This is a genomic window from Bacteroides sp. ET336, assembly GCF_024733815.1.
In the GTDB taxonomy this organism is placed as follows: domain Bacteria; phylum Bacteroidota; class Bacteroidia; order Bacteroidales; family Bacteroidaceae; genus Phocaeicola; species Phocaeicola cellulolyticus.
The window spans coordinates 134,963-155,381 of sequence record NZ_JANRHK010000005.1 but is presented as its reverse complement, the minus strand read 5'-3'; the positions used below and the strand labels follow the sequence as shown (position 1 = coordinate 155,381).

The 20,419-nt window shown below is 39.9% G+C and carries 17 protein-coding genes and 2 tRNA genes; 13 read left to right on the top strand and 6 right to left on the bottom strand.

Going from position 1 to position 20,419, the window contains the following annotated elements; all coding sequences use genetic code 11:
- The first annotated feature begins 129 nt into the window (after positions 1-129).
- Positions 130-1,149 carry a phenylalanine--tRNA ligase subunit alpha gene (gene pheS, locus NW213_RS07470; protein ID WP_154044026.1) on the top strand — a complete coding sequence of 340 codons (1,020 nt, stop codon included), beginning with the start codon at positions 130-132 and terminating at the stop codon, positions 1,147-1,149.
- A gap of 105 nt (positions 1,150-1,254) precedes the next feature.
- Positions 1,255-2,454, top strand: coding sequence for an MFS transporter (locus NW213_RS07465; RefSeq protein ID WP_258322356.1), 1,200 nt, complete (start codon positions 1,255-1,257; stop codon positions 2,452-2,454).
- Positions 2,455-2,460: 6 nt separating this feature from the next.
- On the opposite strand, the gene NW213_RS07460 is transcribed toward NW213_RS07465, so the two are convergent.
- From NW213_RS07460 to folD, 5 genes are all read right to left on the bottom strand, one after another.
- On the bottom strand, positions 2,461-3,594 hold the full coding sequence (locus tag NW213_RS07460) for a hypothetical protein (protein ID WP_204391640.1): 1,134 nt from the start codon (positions 3,592-3,594) through the stop codon (positions 2,461-2,463).
- 112 nt (positions 3,595-3,706) lie between these two features.
- Positions 3,707-3,783, bottom strand: a tRNA-His gene (locus NW213_RS07455).
- A gap of 22 nt (positions 3,784-3,805) precedes the next feature.
- Positions 3,806-3,879 (bottom strand) — tRNA-His (locus NW213_RS07450).
- Positions 3,880-3,975: 96 nt separating this feature from the next.
- Complete coding sequence (locus tag NW213_RS07445; protein ID WP_258322355.1) at positions 3,976-5,055, bottom strand: CapA family protein; 1,080 nt, start codon at positions 5,053-5,055, stop codon at positions 3,976-3,978.
- A gap of 95 nt (positions 5,056-5,150) precedes the next feature.
- Complete coding sequence (gene folD, locus NW213_RS07440; protein ID WP_154044030.1) at positions 5,151-6,032, bottom strand: bifunctional methylenetetrahydrofolate dehydrogenase/methenyltetrahydrofolate cyclohydrolase FolD; 882 nt, start codon at positions 6,030-6,032, stop codon at positions 5,151-5,153.
- 214 nt (positions 6,033-6,246) lie between these two features.
- On the opposite strand from folD, the gene NW213_RS07435 reads away from it, so the two are divergent.
- From NW213_RS07435 to dnaA, 3 genes are all read left to right on the top strand, one after another.
- Positions 6,247-7,371, top strand: coding sequence for an N-acetylmuramoyl-L-alanine amidase (locus tag NW213_RS07435; protein ID WP_258322354.1), 1,125 nt, complete (start codon positions 6,247-6,249; stop codon positions 7,369-7,371).
- Positions 7,372-7,375: 4 nt separating this feature from the next.
- Complete coding sequence (locus tag NW213_RS07430) at positions 7,376-8,272, top strand: MlaD family protein (RefSeq protein ID WP_258322353.1); 897 nt, start codon at positions 7,376-7,378, stop codon at positions 8,270-8,272.
- A gap of 334 nt (positions 8,273-8,606) precedes the next feature.
- Entirely contained in the window at positions 8,607-10,013 is a 1,407-nt protein-coding gene (dnaA, locus tag NW213_RS07425) for a chromosomal replication initiator protein DnaA (RefSeq protein WP_154044033.1), read from the top strand.
- Positions 10,014-10,087: 74 nt separating this feature from the next.
- On the opposite strand, the gene NW213_RS07420 is transcribed toward dnaA, so the two are convergent.
- The gene (locus NW213_RS07420; RefSeq protein WP_154044034.1) at positions 10,088-10,828 is read right to left on the bottom strand and encodes a nitroreductase family protein; all 741 of its coding nucleotides are present in this window, start codon (positions 10,826-10,828) and stop codon (positions 10,088-10,090) included.
- Between the two features lie 301 nt (positions 10,829-11,129).
- Between NW213_RS07420 and NW213_RS07415 the strand changes: the two genes are divergently transcribed.
- The 8 genes from NW213_RS07415 to NW213_RS07380 all read left to right on the top strand — a co-directional run bounded on the left by NW213_RS07415 (position 11,130) and on the right by NW213_RS07380 (position 20,410).
- On the top strand, positions 11,130-13,682 hold the full coding sequence (locus NW213_RS07415; RefSeq protein ID WP_258322352.1) for an adenosylcobalamin-dependent ribonucleoside-diphosphate reductase: 2,553 nt from the start codon (positions 11,130-11,132) through the stop codon (positions 13,680-13,682).
- Between the two features lie 88 nt (positions 13,683-13,770).
- Positions 13,771-14,139, top strand: a complete 369-nt coding sequence (gene folB, locus NW213_RS07410; protein WP_204392166.1) for a dihydroneopterin aldolase — start codon at positions 13,771-13,773, stop codon at positions 14,137-14,139.
- Between the two features lie 271 nt (positions 14,140-14,410).
- A complete protein-coding gene (gene trpB / locus NW213_RS07405; protein ID WP_258322351.1) occupies positions 14,411-15,595 on the top strand; it encodes a tryptophan synthase subunit beta in 1,185 nt (394 codons plus the stop codon).
- Between the two features lie 59 nt (positions 15,596-15,654).
- Complete coding sequence (locus tag NW213_RS07400; RefSeq protein ID WP_258322350.1) at positions 15,655-17,061, top strand: anthranilate synthase component I family protein; 1,407 nt, start codon at positions 15,655-15,657, stop codon at positions 17,059-17,061.
- Positions 17,062-17,176: 115 nt separating this feature from the next.
- The gene (locus NW213_RS07395) at positions 17,177-17,743 is read left to right on the top strand and encodes an aminodeoxychorismate/anthranilate synthase component II (protein WP_258322349.1); all 567 of its coding nucleotides are present in this window, start codon (positions 17,177-17,179) and stop codon (positions 17,741-17,743) included.
- A 105-nt stretch (positions 17,744-17,848) separates the two neighbouring features.
- The gene (gene trpD / locus NW213_RS07390; RefSeq protein WP_258322348.1) at positions 17,849-18,844 is read left to right on the top strand and encodes an anthranilate phosphoribosyltransferase; all 996 of its coding nucleotides are present in this window, start codon (positions 17,849-17,851) and stop codon (positions 18,842-18,844) included.
- 13 nt (positions 18,845-18,857) lie between these two features.
- Positions 18,858-19,667, top strand: a complete 810-nt coding sequence (trpC, locus tag NW213_RS07385; protein ID WP_258322347.1) for an indole-3-glycerol phosphate synthase TrpC — start codon at positions 18,858-18,860, stop codon at positions 19,665-19,667.
- 137 nt (positions 19,668-19,804) lie between these two features.
- Complete coding sequence (locus NW213_RS07380; protein WP_258322346.1) at positions 19,805-20,410, top strand: phosphoribosylanthranilate isomerase; 606 nt, start codon at positions 19,805-19,807, stop codon at positions 20,408-20,410.
- Positions 20,411-20,419: the final 9 nt, after the last annotated feature.

Genomic DNA, 20,419 nt, shown 5'->3' with positions numbered 1-20,419 from the left:
AAAATTACCTATTTTTTTCTTTCTTAAACGAATATAAGTCAAGTTTTCTTTTTTATTAGCTGAAAAAGGAAATATTTCAGTTTAAATACTTAACTTTGCGCCAATGTAAAATACTTAAAACAGTAATATATGTTAGCAAAAATAGAAGAGTTACTAAAGGAAATAGAAGATTTAAAGGCTTCGAATGCAGAAGAACTGGAAGCTCTGAGAATAAAATACCTTAGTAAGAAGGGGGCTATCAATGCACTGATGGCTGACTTCAGAAACGTGGCAGCAGAACAGAAAAAGGAAGTGGGAATGAAGCTGAATGAGCTGAAAAACCGTGCGCAGGAACGTATAGCAGCTCTGAAAGAAGCTTTCGAAATGCAGGACAACGGTGCCGCAGAACTTGACCTCACTCGTACTGCCTACCCTATCGACCTGGGTACACGTCATCCGTTGAGCATTGTAAAGAATGAAATCATAGATATATTCAGCCGCATGGGATTTACCATCGCCGATGGTCCTGAAGTGGAAGACGACTGGCATGTATTCTCTTCTATGAACTTCGCTGAAGACCATCCGGCACGCGACATGCAGGATACATTCTTCATTGAAAGCCATCCTGACATTATACTTAGAACACATACTTCATCAGTACAGAGCCGTGTGATGGAAGTTTCACAACCTCCTATCCGCGTAATCTGTCCGGGACGTGTTTACAGAAATGAAGCTATCAGCTATAGAGCACACTGTTTCTTCCATCAGGTAGAAGGTCTTTATATAGACAAGAATGTTTCATTCACCGACTTGAAGCAGGTACTTCTTCAGTTTGCACAGGAAATGTTCGGCGAAGGTACAAAGATACGTCTTCGTCCGTCATACTTCCCATTCACAGAACCTAGTGCAGAAATGGATATCAGCTGCGATATCTGTGGCGGCGAAGGTTGTCCGTTCTGTAAATACACTGGTTGGGTGGAAATTCTTGGATGCGGTATGGTGGATCCTGCCGTGCTCGAAGCTAACGGAATAGACAGCAAGGTTTATTCAGGTTACGCATTCGGTATGGGTGTAGAACGTATAGCAAACCTGAAATACAAGGTGAAAGACTTGCGTATGTTCTCTGAAAACGATACAAGATTCCTGACTGAATTCGAGGCTGCCAACTGATAAACGGTACTTCGAAAACATATAATTTATATCAAGGCACGGTGACCGCAATATGGCGATTCCGTGCCTTTGGATTATAAAACAGGCAAATCACATAATATAGATATGAGCAAAGATAAACTTATCACACCAAGCTATTGCTGCATCCTGGCTGCTAACTTTCTGCTTTATTTCGGTTTCTGGCTGCTTATTCCGGTACTGCCCTTCTATCTTGAAGAGATATTCGGAGTATCAAACACCACAATCGGAATAGTGCTGTCATGCTATACCATTGCGGCTTTGTGCATACGACCTTTCTCCGGATATTTTCTTGATACCTTTGCCAGAAAGCCTCTTTATCTTGTGGCATATTTTATCTTCACGTCTATATTTGCAGGATATATGCTTGCTGGCACTCTTACCTTTTTTATTATACTGAGGGTTATACATGGACTGTCGTTCGGAATGGTTACCGTAGGTGGAAACACTCTGGTAATTGACATCATGCCTTCTTCAAGAAGAGGCGAAGGATTGGGATATTACGGACTGACAAACAACCTGGCCATGTCTATAGGTCCTATGTTCGGACTATTCCTGCACAATGCTGGAGCGTCATATACAACAGTATTCTCGTATGCCTTGGTTTCAGGAATACTGGGAATAATAATGGCATCGTGTGTGAAAACAGAATATCGTCCGCCCATAAAACGTGAGCCTATTTCGCTGGACAGATTTATTCTAATAAAAGGACTACCAGGAGGATTGAGCCTTCTGCTGCTCTCCATTCCATACGGAATGACTACCAACTATGTGGCTATGTATGCAAAACAGATAGGTATTACCGCAGAAACGGGATTGTTTTTCACATTCATGGCTGTAGGAATGGCTGTAAGCCGTCTGTTCAGCGGTAAGCTTGTGGATAAAGGAAAAATTACAGAAGTAATAATGGCAGGTATGTACCTTGTATCTTTCTGTTATTTCGGACTAACGGCCTGTGGATGGACTATTGAATGGAATTACATGTTTACTACCGTATTCTTCTTCGCAATATCACTTTTGCTTGGAATCGGTTTCGGTACAATGTTTCCGGCCTACAATACATTATTTGTAAATCTAGCCCCGAACAATCAGAGGGGTACTGCGACAAGTACTTATCTGACATCCTGGGACGTAGGTATAGGTATCGGAATGCTGACTGGAGGAAGTATTGCAGAGATCTCGTCTTTCAAATATGCCTACCTGTTTGGCGCCGTATTAACTTTGGTTTCTATGTTCTATTTCAAATTCAAGGCAGGACCTCATTTCATCAGAAACAAAGTAAGATAAGGGATATCAATCTTTATAAGTAAAAACATAAATGTGCGAATATCTTCCGTTTATCTCTGTAACCTGTGATGATATTATAAAAGAACGGAAAAGTCCGATATTGTCGCAAATAAATCCGGGAATGTAAGGTGAATATTGTTCTATATTCTCGGCAACCTTATCCATATCTGCAACCATAATATAAGAAGCGTCTCTGGAGAGATTGGAGAGACATTGGTCAAAAATTCTATTCTTAGGTTTTGAAATGGCATTTGTTATACATGAATCTACCTTTTCATGACCGGAAACTATAAGGATACTGTCTGACGAAATATTATGGATATTGTCCAGACGTAAAGCTATATCATGAGAACAGCTGTCAGGTTCGTACATTGAGCCGCTAAGATATAAGACATCACTATTGAGATGAAGTTCAAACTCGCTCCATACATTATTGTTGTCTGCCAACAAAGGGAATGATGCAGTACGTCCGTAGAACGTCATATAATTGGCAGATTTTTTCATCTGATAGTTTTTGAAAACAGCATCGTTAGCCAATGAGGTGCCATCCTTGATAGCATCTATGACACGTTCAATCAGCATTTTATGATAACTTACAATTATATATCCATCACCGCTTAACACAGAAAGGAAGTTTGCTGTTTTACCCAACGGATATATTTCTATCTTCTTTCCTCTATATTCTTCAGTTTTAGGATATATATCCTGACCGTACTTCTGGCGAAGGATATCGAGCAAGAACTTATTTCCGCCACCTGCTATCTTAAAATATGCAACAACGTCTTTAGTAGAAGTAGAATTATGAAAACTAATCATAAGACGCTTGATCTGGTTTGAAAGATCATGCGTATTAACAGATGTGTACTTGGAAATGTCTGTAAGGATATTATTAATCAGTTCAGAGTGATGTAATGTATCAAGATCTATTGCATATGAGGTACGCGGAAATTCGCTGGTATAAAAAAAGATATTATCAGTATCAAGAACGCCATTACAATCATCAGGAACCAAGGCAAACATATTTACATCTTTACCCTTTTCTGCGTCTGTAAGACTAAGAAAACTATAAAATGCTACTCCTATACAGAATAACAAGACCGATAATCCAACCCCTATTTTTACGACCGTACGAAACCTCATATAACTCTTTTTGGCAAAGATAATAAAAACTTTATAAAAAAGTACAAACAAAGCCAAATATTTATATACAAAAAAAGTCCTGCATTGCAGGACTTACTAATTTTTATGAAGTTGGGGTGACTAGTGGGACTCGAACCCACGACATTCAGAACCACAATCTGACGCTCTAACCAACTGAACTATAATCACCATGTTTGCTTTAGTAAAGGAGGGTGACTAGTGGGACTCGAACCCACGACATTCAGAACCACAATCTGACGCTCTAACCAACTGAACTATAGTCACCATTTGTTGGCTTTCCTTTCAAAAGCGATGCAAAGGTACGCATTATTTCCATTTATGCAAACTTTTATCCCATTTTTTTTCATTTTTATCCGCATTTTACTGAAAGACCTTCTTACTCAATATTTGCCCGGCATCCTCAATAAAACGCCTAATCCTCTGTCTCTCACTATCATTCAGATATTTTTTATCAATATTGCAAGGATATAATATAAAATCGGATTTTCCACTCAAAACAGGTCTTGAAGTCCAGACCAACGATTTTTCATAAGAAACCAATCTGGTTATCCCGTTTATCTTTTTAAAAAACAGTTTTACCGATAAACCGCCATCAGTATTTCTGGCACTCATATTCGATATATAATTACCTAACGAGAAAACTACAAGATGTTTTTGCGGCGAAAGCGTATCCCCTATCATAGAAACCGGCTGGATGACGTGAGGGTGGGAACCTATAACATGATCGACCCCCATACTTATTAACCATTTAGCCATATCAATTTCATTATCGGATGGCATCGTTTTATACTCCTGCCCCCAATGCATAAACGCTATTATTACATCAGGCCTCATAAGACGGGCTTTCATAATATCAGACTTTATCTGTTGCCTCTCAATATAATTCACAATATTAGGTTTTTGAACAGACATTCCATTTGTGCCATATGTAGCATTAAGGAAAACAATCCTAAATCCTTTTTTCTCGACCAACAATGGATAATTATGAATTCTTTCTTCTTTATTTTTATATGTGCCGGCATGTTTTAATTTAAGAGAGTCAAGCTTTTCTATAGTTCTTGTCAGTCCTTTTGAGCCCCTATCCAGACAATGATTGTTTGCTGTCATAAGCACATCGAAGCCGGCATCCTTAATGGCATAAAGGTATTCATCCGGAGCACTGAAAGCAGGATACCCCCTATAAGGCTTACCTCCCAAAGTTACTTCCAAATTCGCTACTGCTATATCAGCAGAACGGACATACGGCTTAACGTACGTAAAACAATTACTGTAATCATATTTCCCATCAGCTCGTCTTGCAGCATTTATTTGCGCATCATGCTGCATAAGATCACCGGCAAAAAGAATTGAAAGTGTATCCGAAACTGCAAAAACAGTTGTTGCCGACAGCCACAAGACTATCGGCAACAATTGTGATATATACTTATTTAATCTGTTCATATATAAAAATACATATACAAAGAATTAAGCGGTATTCAGACATCGTTTAATCAATGTTTAGCGTACTTGTTTAAACAAGAACGATACAAATCAAACTATTTATAAATAGCTTTCTTTCCGGCAAGCAGTGTATTTTTCATGAGAGATACTATTGTCATAGGACCAACTCCACCAGGAACAGGAGTTATATATGAACATTTTGGTGACACCTCATCAAACTTCACATCACCTGTAAGTTTAAATCCGGACTTTCTACTAGCGTCAGGAACTCTGGTTGTACCAACATCTATTACTACAGCACCTTCCTTAACCATTCCTGCAGTTACAAATTCCGGCTGACCTAAAGCTGCAATTATAATATCAGCTTCACGGCATTCTTCAACCAGATTTTTACTTCTGCTGTGACAGACTGTAACAGTAGCGTCTCCAGGGTATGCTTTCTGCATCATCAAGGTAGCCATAGGCTTTCCTACTATGTTGCTTCTACCCAAAACCACACACTTCTTTCCACTGGTTTCAATATTATATCTTTTCAGCAATTCCAGAATTCCATTAGGCGTTGCAGATACATAGCATGGCAAACCTATTGACATTCTTCCTACATTGATTGGATGAAAACCGTCAACATCTTTCCTATAGTCAATTGTCTCAATCACCTTCTGCTCTGAAATATGTTTAGGAAGAGGCAATTGCACTATAAATCCATCTACATCATCATCTGCATTCAATTCCCTTACTTTAGAAAGGAGTTCATCTTCTGTCACATCCGCTTCAAACCGTATCAATGTTGACTTAAAACCACATACCTCACACGCTTTAACCTTGTTAGCCACATACGTTTCACTACCACCGTCATGACCTACAAGAATTGCCGCAAGATGCGGACGTTTTCCACCTGAAGCTACAATCTGGGCAACTTCCTGAGCAATTTCCTGCTTTATCTGTTCGGATATTGCCTTACCATCTATCAATATCATAAGCAATAATTTTAAAAATTACAAAGATTTATATTTATATATTTCCCATTCAAATTAAGCAATATGACAAAGATAAGAAAAAAAGTCATAATATCAGATGGAATAGTATATTTTACTGTTTTTAGCAGGTAAAATATAAAATCTTAAGGATTACAGCGGAAGTAATACTCAAAAATATTAACTTTGCACCGATTTGTTTACATTATTATATAGAATGAATATTTTTAACAGAATACTTTTATTCCTTTGTATATTAGCATGTTCTTATCCTGTCATCGGAAATACCATAAACGACAGATTTATCGTCGTCATTGATCCGGGACACGGCGGAAATGACCCGGGCGCAATAGGTACAAGAGGAAAAGAAAAAAACATAAATCTTAATGTAGCAAGAAAGCTAGGAAGACTTATTGAAGATAATTGCAATGACACAAAGGTTGTATATACAAGAAAATCAGACATTTTTGTACCATTACACAGAAGGGCTGAAATAGCAAACAATGCAAAAGCCAACCTTTTTATATCTATTCATACCAATGCTGTAGCAAAAAAGAATTCATACGTAAAAGGAACCGAGACATATACTCTTGGATTACATAGGACTGAAGAAAACCTTGAAGTTGCAAAAAAGGAAAACTCTGTTATCCTTATAGAAGATGACTACAAACAAAGATATGCAGGTTTTAACCCAAACTCTTCTGAAAGCTATATCATATTTGAATTCATGCAAGACAAAAACATGTCGCAAAGCGTGAATTTCGCAACACTTATACAACAGAATTTCAAGAGTTATAACAGAATAGATAAAGGTGTGCACCAAGCTGGTTTCCTTGTGCTAAGAGAGACATCTATGCCAAGTGTACTTATAGAATTAGGTTATATATCCAACCCGTCGGAAGAAACATATTTATTGTCGGATAAGGGAACAACCGATTTGGCAAATGCAATTTACAGAGCTTTTATCAATTATAAGGGAAACAGTTCTAAAATTAAGCCTACTACTGTTACTTCAAATACCAGACAGGAAATAACTACACCAAAAGAAAAAGAAACAAAAGAAACATCAAAAATAAAATTTAAGATCCAGATTTTAGCTTCAGATAGAGTCCTGCCGCAGAACAGCAAGCAATTTAAAGGCTTGAAACCGGTATCATGGTACAAAGAAAACGGATTGATTAAATATACATATGCTGAAGATGAAGACTATAACAAGATATTAAAGATAAAGAGGAAAATAGTAGATCCAAAATTCAAAGACGCATTCATCATCGCATTTAAGAACGATACAAAAATAAATATCAATAAAGCAATAAAAGAATTTAAGAATAACAATAAATAATTACATGGCAATTATGAGAAAAGAATTTACAATAGGAATTGCAGCTATAGCCGCATTGGTAATCCTTTTTGTTGGAATAAACTACCTTAAAGGTATAAACATGTTTAAAGCTGAAAGCTATTACTATGTTGACTATACACAAGTAAACGGTTTGGCTCTTTCAAGTCCGGTATATGCAAACGGATTTAAGGTAGGATTAGTAAGAGATATACAATATAATCACAATAAACCAGGACATATCACTGTAGGTATTGAAATGGATGAAAACATAAAGATACCGGTTGGAAGTAAAGCGGAACTAGTTACAGAAATGCTAGGTACAGTTAAAATGAACCTTATCATGAACTATAGCGAGAGTAACACTGTAACTCCTGGCGACACAATCGAAGGATATGCCAACAATGGCATTATGGCTAAAGCAGAAGAAGAGTTATTGCCTCAAATGGAGAAAATGATGCCTAAACTTGATTCTATATTATCTTCTCTAAACATGCTGCTGTCTGACCCATCTATAGGAAACACTATAAAGAACGCTGAAAAAATCACTGCATCATTAAATCAGACCAGCAACCACCTTGAAAAACTTATGGGAAACGACATTCCTAAAATAACAAGTAATGTCGCCACTATAACAGAAGATCTTAAAACCATAAGCGGAAATCTGAAAGAGATAGATTATTATGCTACATTCCAAAAGATAGACGAGACATTGAAGAATGTTTATACACTTACAGACAAATTAAACAATAAGGACAATACTATTGGATTGTTATTAAACGACCCAGAGCTTTATAATAACCTGAATGCAACATCAGCTAATGCTGCATCATTACTAAAAGACCTGCAGGAACATCCTAAAAGATATGTTCATTTTTCTTTATTCGGAAAGAAGGACAAATAAGCGTTACAAAGAAACAATCTAAATAACAAGCATTCTAAATATTATACTTGTTATTTAGATTAATAACTGATTATCAATATTTTATATTTATACATACAAAATATATCATATTATTTAGAGAATAAACAATCTTCTAATTTTCAAGATATTACAAATACATTGCAATTTTATTCCAACAAAGCTTTATACGAATAAAAAGCAATTGACAATCAAGCACTTATAGTATTTTTCAGAAAAGCAAGAAAAAGTTGATTTGTTTTTCTGAAATTTCATGCCGAAATTTGCACCGTAGATAATTTGCTAAAAAAGAAATTAAGATATTAGATTAAGAAATATGATTGAAGGGAATCAAGCAATTGCATTATGGAACAAATGTCTCATGTTTATAAGAGATAACGTTAATGCAACTGCTTTTAAAACATGGTTCGAGCCTATTGTTCCGCTTAAATACGACAATAAGGCATTGACTATAGGGGTACCAAGTCCTTTCTTCTATGAATACTTAGAAGAAAAGTACGTAGGCTTACTCCGTGCCGCTATATATAAGGAAATAGGAGAAGGTACGGAACTGATGTACTCCATTCTTACAGACAAAACAAACCAAATAACAGTAAATATAGAGGGGACAAAACGTTCACAGGCTGTACAGCAAAACAACGTACAGAATGCGAACAAAACTCCAAATCCTCTACAGGCTCAAGTTGTACAGGATTTGGACCCACATTTAAATCCTAACTACAATTTTGACAATTTCATCAAAGGTACCAGCAATGAGTTTTCGAGAACTGTAGCTGAAACAGTTGCACAAAACCCTGCCAGAACTTTTAACCCATTATTTATATACGGTCCTTCTGGAGTTGGCAAGACACACCTTGTCAACGCTATCGGTACGCGTATTAAAGAATTGTACCCGGAAAAAAGAGTTTTATATGTATCTGCACATTTGTTCCAGGTGCAATACACAGATTCTGTAAGAACCAATCATTTCAATGATTTTATTACTTTCTATCAAACTATTGACGTACTCATCATTGATGATATACAAGAGTTTGCCGGAGTAACAAAAACTCAGAACACCTTCTTTCATATATTCAATCATCTACACCAAAATGGCAAGCAGCTAATCCTGACATCTGACCGCGCTCCGGTAATGTTACAAGGAATGGAAGACCGATTGCTGACACGTTTCAAATGGGGTTTAGTAGCCGAATTAGAGAAGCCTGATACAGAACTGCGAAAAAATATCTTACGTAATAAGATTCGTCGTGACGGTCTTACTATATCAGAATCTGTTATCAGCTACATTGCTGAAAACGTTAATGAAAGCGTTCGTGAACTAGAGGGTATTGTAAACTCATTATTGGCACAGTCTATACTATTCAAACGTGAAATAGATATTGATTTAACTCAAAGAATAGTAAGAAAGGCTGTAAAATGCGCTGAAGTTAAACCTGTTACTGTTGAAGATATAATCGAAAAGGTATGTGAATACTACAAGGTAGATACTTCAACAATACATACAAAGACAAGAAAAAGAGAAGTCGTTCAGGTTAGACAGGTTGCTATGTATCTTGCCAAGAAACATACAGAAACCTCTTCTTCAAAGATTGGACAACTTATAGGTAAGAAAGACCATGCAACAGTATTGCACGCATGCAAAATTGTTAAAGATCAGGTTGACGTAGATAAAGCATTCAAAAATGAAATTGACGAAATAGAGGCTAGTATAAGAATGAAATAAACTATTTCAATATTAAACATAAAAAATAAAAGACCACAGTAAATGTGGTCTTTATTTTTTATACTAATTCTATGTTACTCAAAAAATCCCTGACGTTTTAACACATTAATCAAGCCTGCTGACATCATTTCATTATCAGCCTTTCGATATCTTATATCTGTAAATATCTGTGCCAAAGTCTCTTTTTTATTAATTTCAATAAAATGCTTGTTTTCTGGAAGTGATTCCTTATAAGCATATATCTCATCTATATCTTCTGGAGTGTACTGTGAATAAACTTCATTATGAATAATACCGTTCAAAGGAAGTCTATCAGGCTGTGAAGGACATTCATCCGGATAACCCACCGTTATAGTTGCTACAGGAACGACCAGCTTAGGTAATTTCAGCAAATCTATTATAGGTTCAGGATTATAAATGGTTGTACCCAAATAACATATTCCCAATCCATTTTCCTCGGCTAGAGTACAAAAATTCTGAGTCACCAACAATGCATCTGAAAGGGCATTTATAAATGAAAGGAAATTGTCATATCCCGGCTCAGCATTTCGCTGTTTACACCACAGGCTAAAGCGATTAAAATCTGCACAGAAAGTCAGAACAACAGGAGCTCCCATCACCATAGGCTGGTTAAAATGCATAGGAGCAAGTTTAGATTTCATTTCATTACTACGAGTTACAACTACGCTGTACAACTGCATATTTCCCATTGTAGAGGCTCTGAAAGAATCCTCCAACAGCCCATTCAACAAATCCTCCGGAATATCCTGAGATTTGTATTTACGTATCGTTCTTCTATTCTTTATTGAATCCATATTTATATTTTTTCTTATTTCACAAAGATAATATAAAAAATAAACATTGTACGTTTTTTCAAGACTAATATTCTACAAAATAGAAACAAGTTAATCAAAATGGAAAACTTTACAGATATATAAAACATACAATAAACTGAAAATCAACATCATAGTCAGTAAAAATGGAAAACTTTCAAAAAGCTGTTGATAACTTTATATATTTTTTCTTTGTCGATTAAAAAAACATTGATAGCTTTGCACCATCAATCATTTCTCTAATATCTACATACAACTGATACAAACTTATTCTTATAATATCGTGGAAAAAAAAGTTTATAGCTACAATGAAGCATACGAAGCTTCATTAGAGTATTTTAATGGAGATGAACTTGCCGCGCGTGTTTGGGTAAACAAATATGCAGTGAAAGATTCATTTGGAAACATCTATGAAAAATCCCCAAGGGACATGCATTGGCGCCTTGCCAATGAAGTTGCCAGAATTGAGGCAAACTATCCTAACAGCATGACTTCACAGGAATTGTTTGACTTGTTCGATCACTTCAAATACATTGTTCCACAGGGTAGCCCTATGACAGGTATAGGTAACGAATACCAGGTTGCTTCCTTGTCAAACTGTTTCGTAATCGGACTTGACGGAAAAGCTGACTCATACGGTGCAATCATCCGTATTGACGAAGAGCAGGTACAGCTTATGAAACGTAGAGGTGGCGTAGGTCACGACCTGTCACACATACGTCCAAAAGGATCGCCTGTAAAGAACTCCGCACTTACATCCACTGGACTTGTTCCTTTCATGGAACGTTATTCAAACTCTACAAGAGAAGTAGCACAGGACGGACGTAGAGGCGCTCTTATGCTGAGTGTTTCAATCAAGCATCCCGATTCTGAATCATTCATCGACGCCAAGATGACTGAAGGCAAGGTTACAGGAGCAAATGTTTCTGTAAAGCTTGACGACGAGTTCATGCAGGCGGCTGTTGACAACAAGCCATATATACAGAAATTCCCTATAGACTCGGAAAATCCACAGTTCGTAAAAGAAATCAATGCTAACGAATTATGGAGAAAGATTGTGCACAATGCATGGAAATCAGCCGAACCGGGTGTTCTGTTTTGGGATACAATTTTAAGAGAATCTGTACCTGACTGTTATGCAGACCTAGGATTCAGAACTGTATCAACAAACCCTTGCGGTGAAATTCCATTGTGTCCATACGATTCATGCCGACTGCTGGCTATCAATCTTTACTCATACGTTGTAAATCCATTTACAAAGGATGCATACTTTGATTTTGATTTGTTCAAGACACACGTAAGATATGCACAAAGAATAATGGACGATATCATCGACCTCGAACTGGAAAAGATTGGTCTCATCCTTGAAAAGATTGACTCTGACCCGGAAAACGATGAAGTTAAAAATACAGAACGTCATCTTTGGGAAAAGATATACAGAAAGTCTGGTCTTGGAAGACGTACAGGAGTAGGTATTACTGCTGAAGGAGATATGCTGGCTGCTATGGGACTAAGATATGGAACCGAAGAAGCTACTGAATTCTCAGAAAAAGTACACAAGACAATTGCTCTCGAAGCTTACCGTTCGTCTGTTATTATGGCAAAAGAACGTGGTGCCTTCGAAATCTATGACAGCGAAAGAGAAAAAGAAAATCCTTTCATAAACCGTATCAAGGAAGCTGACCCTGCTCTGTACGAAGATATGGTGAGATACGGACGTAGAAATATTGCCTGTCTTACTATTGCTCCTACAGGTACAACAAGTCTTATGACACAGACTACTTCTGGTATAGAACCAGTATTCATGCCTGTGTATAAGAGACGCCGTAAGGTAAATCCTAACGACGAAAATGTAAGAATTGATTTTGTTGACGAGACAGGTGATGCTTTTGAAGAATATATCGTATTCCATCACAAGTTCCTCACTTGGATGAAAATCAACGGTCTGGACACAACAAAGAACTATACTCAAGAAGAAATAGACGAGCTTGTAGCCAAATCACCTTACTATAAAGCTACATCAAATGATGTTGACTGGCTTATGAAGGTTAAGATGCAGGGACGCATCCAGAAATGGGTTGACCATTCAATCAGCGTTACTATCAACCTGCCTAACACTGTTGACGAAGAACTCGTAAACAATCTTTACGTAGAAGCTTGGCGTTCAGGATGTAAGGGATGTACAGTATATCGTGACGGTTCGCGTGCCGGAGTACTTGTTTCAACACAAAAGACAGACAAGGAAGAAAAGCGCAAGGAAGAAGAATGCAGATGCAAACGTCCTGAGGTTGTAGAGGTAAGACCAAAAGTGCTTGAAGCAGACGTGGTACGCTTCCAGAACAACAAAGAGAAATGGGTAGCATTTGTAGGCTTGCTCGACGGACATCCATACGAAATCTTCACCGGTCTTCAGGATGATGAAGAAGGTATAGTGCTTCCTAAATCTGTAACTTGCGGTAAAATCATCAAGAACATTGATGAGAATGGAAACAAACGCTACGATTTCCAGTTCGAAAACAAACGTGGCTACAAAATGACAGTAGAAGGATTGTCAGAACGTTTCAACAAAGAATACTGGAACTATGCTAAACTTATTTCAGGAGTATTGCGCTGGAGAATGCCAATCGATCAGGTTATCAAACTTGTAGGTTCACTTCAGCTTGACAGCGAAAACATCAACACATGGAAAGTCGGTGTTGAACGTGCCCTGAAGAAATATGTACAGGACGGAACAGAAGCCAAAGGTATGAAATGCCCTAACTGCGGAAACGAAACATTGGTTTATCAGGAAGGCTGTCTTATCTGTACAACTTGCGGTTCTTCAAGATGCGGATAATATACTTAAAACATAAATGACAAACCTAGGCGAAGAATACCTACACAATAACGGAATTCTTCGCCTTTTCTTTTAAACCATAGCATATATGAAAGCCCAATCAATGAACATCATCCTGAATGAGATGAAATTCTACTCTTATCATGGCGTACTTCCACAAGAAAACACCGTTGGTGCAGAGTATAAAGTCAGTCTTGATATAGAAACAGATTTCAGCGAAGCTGCTGCTACAGACAATCTTGAAGGAACAATCAATTATGCAGAGATACATGAGGCTGTAAAGGAAGAAATGAATATACCGGCAAAACTCCTTGAACACCTGGCTTACAGGATATCCAAACGTCTGTTCACTGATTTCCCGACCATCAAAAGCATAGAGATAACCATATTCAAGGAAAACCCGCCAATGGGCGCCGACTGCAAGAATGTCGGAGTCAAAGTGAAATATTTTCAATAAAAAATCAGCCAAATGTTTGGATTATAAAAAATAATACATACATTTGCCGCAGAAACAAGAAACAACATAACATTTATGACAAATTCAATGGTAAATACATTCTTCTGGTGGCGCCACTTACAACTCCAAAAGTCGTAAGGGCATCAGTCGCGTGTATATACCAAATTTAAAGATATAAGTAATTTAAAAAAGCAGAGCGGGCTGTCGTACTTTACGGCAGCCCGTTCTGTTTTTTTGCATTTTCAGAAACAATTTAAAAAACAATAACGATATGAAATCTTACCAAGTAAACGAAAAAGGTTATTACGGAGAATTCGGTGGAGCATACATCCCCGAAATACTGCACAGATGTGTAAGCGAACTTCAGGAAGCATATTCAAAGGTGCTTGAAGATGAAGGGTTCAAGAAAGAATACGCGCAGTTATTGAAAGACTATGTGGGACGCCCTTCCCCACTCTATCTAGCCAAACGCCTGTCCGAAAAATACGGATGTAAGATTTATCTGAAAAGAGAAGATCTGAACCACACGGGAGCCCACAAAATCAATAATGCCATAGGTCAGGTACTGCTTGCCAAACGTATGGGAAAAACCAGAATCATAGCAGAAACGGGAGCCGGTCAGCATGGTGTGGCTACAGCAACGGTCTGCGCACTTATGGGAATGGAATGTATAGTGTATATGGGAAAAACCGATGTGGAACGCCAGCACGTAAACGTTGAACGAATGAAGATGCTTGGAGCTACTGTCTGCCCGGTAACTTCCGGCAACATGACTCTGAAAGATGCCACAAACGAAGCCATACGCGACTGGTGCTGTCATCCTACTGATACCTATTATGTGATAGGCTCTACAGTAGGCCCTCACCCCTATCCTGATATGGTGGCAAGACTTCAGTCCGTCATCAGCGAAGAAATCAAGAAGCAGCTCATGGAACACGAAGGACGCGATTATCCTGATTATCTGATGGCTTGCATAGGCGGCGGAAGCAATGCAGCAGGGACGATATTCCACTATCTGGACGATGAAAGAGTAAAAATAGTACTTGCCGAAGCAGGCGGACTGGGGTTGAACAGCGGTATGTCGGCTGCCACAATCCAACTGGGTAAAATCGGTATAATCCATGGTTTCAAGACTCTGGTAATGCAGGATACTAACGGACAGATTCTCGAACCTTATTCCATCTCTGCCGGTCTGGACTATCCGGGAATAGGTCCTATGCACGCCAATCTTGCCAAAGAACATCGCGCTACAGTATTGGCTATAAACGATGATGAAGCAATCAAGGCTGCTTACGAACTTACACTTCTAGAAGGGATAATACCTGCTCTTGAATCGGCACATGCTTTGGGAGCTTTAGAGAAAATAAACTTCAAGCCTACAGATATTGTTGTACTTACAGTATCGGGAAGAGGAGACAAGGATATTGAGACTTATTTGAAATATAAGGGTTATTAGTTATTAGTTGTTAGTTGTTAATTATTAATTCTTAATTTTTAATTTTTAATTATCCAAAGATGAATACAAAATACCAATACACCACCATACATAAATCAATACTGGGCGATCTACATACCCCGGTAAGCACGTATCTGAAAGTTCGCGATCTTTTCCCTCAGAGTGTACTGATGGAGAGTTCGGACTATCACGGTACTGAAAACAACAAGTCCTTCATCGGCCTCAACCCGATAGCAAGCATAAGTGTCAACCATGGGAAAGCCATCGCCACCTACCCCGACGGAACTACAGAAGAAACTTCTGTAAAGAGTAAGAGAAGCGTGGAAGATGCCATAAATGCCTTCCTCGGACATTTCGGTATAGAAGGTGAATACTCGTCATACTGCGGAGTATATGGCTACACCACATTCAATGCTGTCCGTTATTTCGAAAACATAGACGTTCAGGACAGTATCGACGAGAAGAACGACGCGCCTGAGATTTTATACATATTATATAAATACCTCATCGTTTTCCACGGATTCAAGAGCGAGATGGTACTCCTTGAACTGCAGTCGCCCGGTGAAGCGAGCCATATAGACGAGATAGAAAAAGCCATAAACAACCGCAACTTCACAGCATACGAGTTCAGGGCTGTAGGAGAAACCACCAGCACACTGACAGACGACGAACACCGCGAGAACATACGCCGCGGTATAAGCCACTGCATGAGAGGCGACGTATTCCAGATAGTTATGTCAAGACGGTTCATACAGAGATACGAAGGCGACGATTTCAAGCTATACCGTGCCTTGCGAAGCATTAACCCGTCGCCATACCTGTTCTACTTCGATTTCGGCGGATTCAGAATCTTCGGCTCGTCACCTGAAACACACTGCAAGATTGAGGACGGCATCGCAAGCATCGACCCGATAGCAGGAACCACCAAAAGGACAGGAAGTAAGGAAGCCGACCGCAAAGCAGCAGAGGCCCTGCTTGCCGACCCAAAGGAGAATGCCGAGCACGTCATGCTGGTAGATCTGGCAAGAAACGACCTTAGCCGCAACTGCCACGATGTGAAAGTTGATTTCTACAAGGAGCCTCAATACTACAGCCACGTGATACACCTCGTGAGCCGTGTGAGCGGAAAAGTAAACACCGGAGCCGACGCTGTAAGTACATTCATCGACACCTTTCCGGCAGGAACACTGAGCGGAGCCCCAAAAGTAATGGCTATGCAACTAATAAGCAAGTACGAACCACACAACCGTGGCGTTTACGGCGGATGCATAGGTTTCATCAGTTTAGATGGAAAAAATATTAATCAGGCCATAACAATACGTACATTTGTAAGCCGCAACAACGAGCTATGGTTTCAGGCAGGAGGCGGCATAGTGGCAAAAAGTAATGTCGAAAACGAACTGCAGGAAGTAAACAACAAACTCGGAGCACTGAGAAAAGCCATTGAACTGGCAGAGAAATTATAATAAGTTGACAAGGCTTCAGTCAACAAGTTAATAGAAAGGCTCTCCATCCGGATGGTAGAAAACCTTGTCAACTCGTCAACTTGTCAACTCGTCACCTTTTTAAATAACATCAAATATGAAAATAGTAATCATTGACAACTACGACTCATTCACATACAACCTCAGCCACCTCGTAAAGGAACTTGGCGCAGAAGTGACAGTACTCAGAAACGACTGTTTCAGTATGGAAGAACTTGAGAAGTTCGACAAAATACTCCTCTCTCCCGGCCCGGGAATACCCGAAGAGGCAGGGCTCCTTCTCGACGTAATACGTACCTACTCCGGCCGCAAGCCTATCCTCGGTGTATGTCTTGGCGAACAGGCCATAGGCGAAGTGTTCGGAGGAAAACTGATAAACCTGAAAGAAGTCTATCACGGCATACAGAGCAAAATCCGCATCACAGCCGATGACTATATTTTCAACGGTCTGCCAGAAGAAATCCCCGTCGGAAGATACCACTCATGGGTTGTTGACAACGATTCTCTCCCCGACTGTCTGGAAGTGACAGCCGTCAGTGCTGAAGGCTACATAATGGCAATCCGACATAAGGAATATGATGTCCGTGGCATCCAGTTCCACCCGGAATCGGTACTCACTCCCGATGGAAAAAAGATGATTGAGAACTGGATTCAAGAGAATTAAGAATTAAAAATTAAAAATTAAGAACCAACGGTCAACGAAGTTAATTAATTCATCCACTAATTATTAATTATTCATTCTTAATTATTAATTTAATAAACTGCTACAATGAAAGAAATACTCAAACGACTTTTCAATCATGAGGAACTAACACGCGAGGAAGCATGTACGCTCATGAAAAACATAACGGGAGAGAAATACAACAATACCCAGATAGCATCACTCCTCACAGTGTTCCAGATGAGGGGTATAACAGTAGAGGAACTGATAGGTTTCCGCGAAGCACTCCTGAGCACACGTGTCAATGTCGATTTGAGCGAATATAGACCAATCGACATAGTTGGCACAGGAGGCGACGGCAAGAACACATTCAATATCTCCACATGTGCCTGCTTCGTAGTGGCAGGAGCCGGATATAAGGTAGCCAAACACGGCAACTACGGAAGTACCTCCGTGAGCGGAGCAAGCAACGTGATGGAAGAACACGGAGTGAAATTCACCAACGACAATTCCCGTCTGAGAAAGTCGATGGAAGAATGCGGAATGGTATATATGCACGCGCCTCTCTTCAATCCGGCGATGAAAACCGTGGCATCCGTAAGAAAGGAACTCGGAGTAAGAAGCATCTTCAATCTGCTAGGCCCTCTCGTAAATCCATGCATCCCGGCATATCAGTTGCTCGGAGTAGCCGACCTTACACTGATGCGCCTATACACCAACACACTGCAACGTCTCGGAATAGGTTTCGCCGTAGTAAACAATCTTGACGGATACGACGAAATATCCCTCACCGACGAGTTCAAGGTTATGACCAACCGCTATGAAACCATCTGTAAACCTTCCGATATAGGTTTCACCATAGCACGCCGCGAAGAACTCTACGGAGGAAACACCATCCGCGAGGCAGCAGAAATTTTCGACAATGTGCTGGACAACCGCGCCACAAAGGCACAGACCGAATGCGTACTGATAAACGCATCCTTCGCCATACAGGCCATAGAACCGCAACTTCCGATAGAGGAATGTGTAGCCAAGGCACGCGAATCGCTCGAAAGCGGACGTGCCATGCAGACACTCAAGAAATTCATAGAGATAAACCAATAATCACTCCACCAGTATGAAAGAAGATATTCTCACACAGATAATAGCCAACAAGCGCAAGGAAATCAGCCGGCAGATGGAAGCCGTAAGCATGAAGCAGCTCGAAGCCATAGTTGCCATGCGTGAAACAAGAGAGCCGTTAAGCCTCAGCCGTTCGATAATTTCATCCCCCACCGGAATAATATCAGAATTCAAAAGACGTTCTCCATCAAAGGGCTGGATAAACCGCGAAGCCGATATCCGGCTGATAACCGGAGGATATGCCGAAGCCGGAGCCGCAGGACTGTCAGTCCTGACAGACACAGATTTCTTTGGAGGCAGCGAAGGCGACCTACTCAAAGCCCGCCTTTCAGCTCCATCCACCCCTATCCTGAGAAAAGATTTCATCATCTCGGAATATCAGATATTACAGTCCGTAGCCATTCAGGCTGATGCCATACTGCTGATAGCCGCCGCACTTGAAAAGGACGAATGCAGACACCTCGCAGAAATGGCGCACAGCCTGGGACTCGAAGTTTTATTGGAAATACATTCGGAAGACGAACTGGAATATGCGACAGACTGTATCGACCTTATAGGAGTGAACAACCGAAATCTCGGCAGCTTCCATACCGATGTGGAAAACTCATTCCGCCTTGCCGAAAAACTTCCGAAAGGAATACCGCACATATCGGAAAGCGGCATCTCAGAAGCAGAAACAATCATCAAACTCCGACAGGCCGGATACAACGGATTCCTCATGGGAGAATCATTCATGAAGACCGCAGAACCGGCCGGAGCGCTAAGAACACTTATCGAGGAACTTGAAACAGTCCGGAAGCAATAAAAAACTTCAATATAGTCATCGTTACACGTACGTGTGACGAGCGTAACACGAATGTGTGACTTGTGTGACACGAACGTGTGACGAGAGTGACACGAACGTGTCACACTAAATATACACTATCATTTAACAATACAATAATGATTATCAAAGTATGTGGCATGAAATATGCCGAGAATATAAGAGCATTGGACAAACTGAAACCGGACATGACAGGTTTCATCTTCCATCCTTCCTCCCCGCGTTTCGCAGATGCAGTTCCGGAGTACATGCCGGCCTTATCGCTCCGCGTCGGAGTATTCGTAAACAGCGATACGGACTACATATTATATAAGGTAAGTGAATTCGGACTCAACCTCGTTCAGCTACACGGAAATGAATCGCCCGAGCAATGCAGAGCCATACGAAGCAAAGGCATAGACATAATAAAAACCTTCTCCCTAAAAACTGACAATGCCGACACCATAACAGCCCCATACGACGGGCTGTGCCGATACTATCTGTTCGACACACCATGTGCTGCCTATGGAGGATCGGGCAAGACATTCGACTGGACGCTCACACAAAGCTATCACGGCAAGACACCATTCCTGCTAAGTGGTGGAATAAGACCGGAAAGTCTGGAGCAGATCTCTTCATTCCGCCATCCGTTCTTCGCCGGAATAGACATCAACAGCGGTTTCGAAACGGCTCCGGGCATGAAAGACACCGAAGCAATCTACGAATTCATAAAACGATTAAGATAACCATAAAAA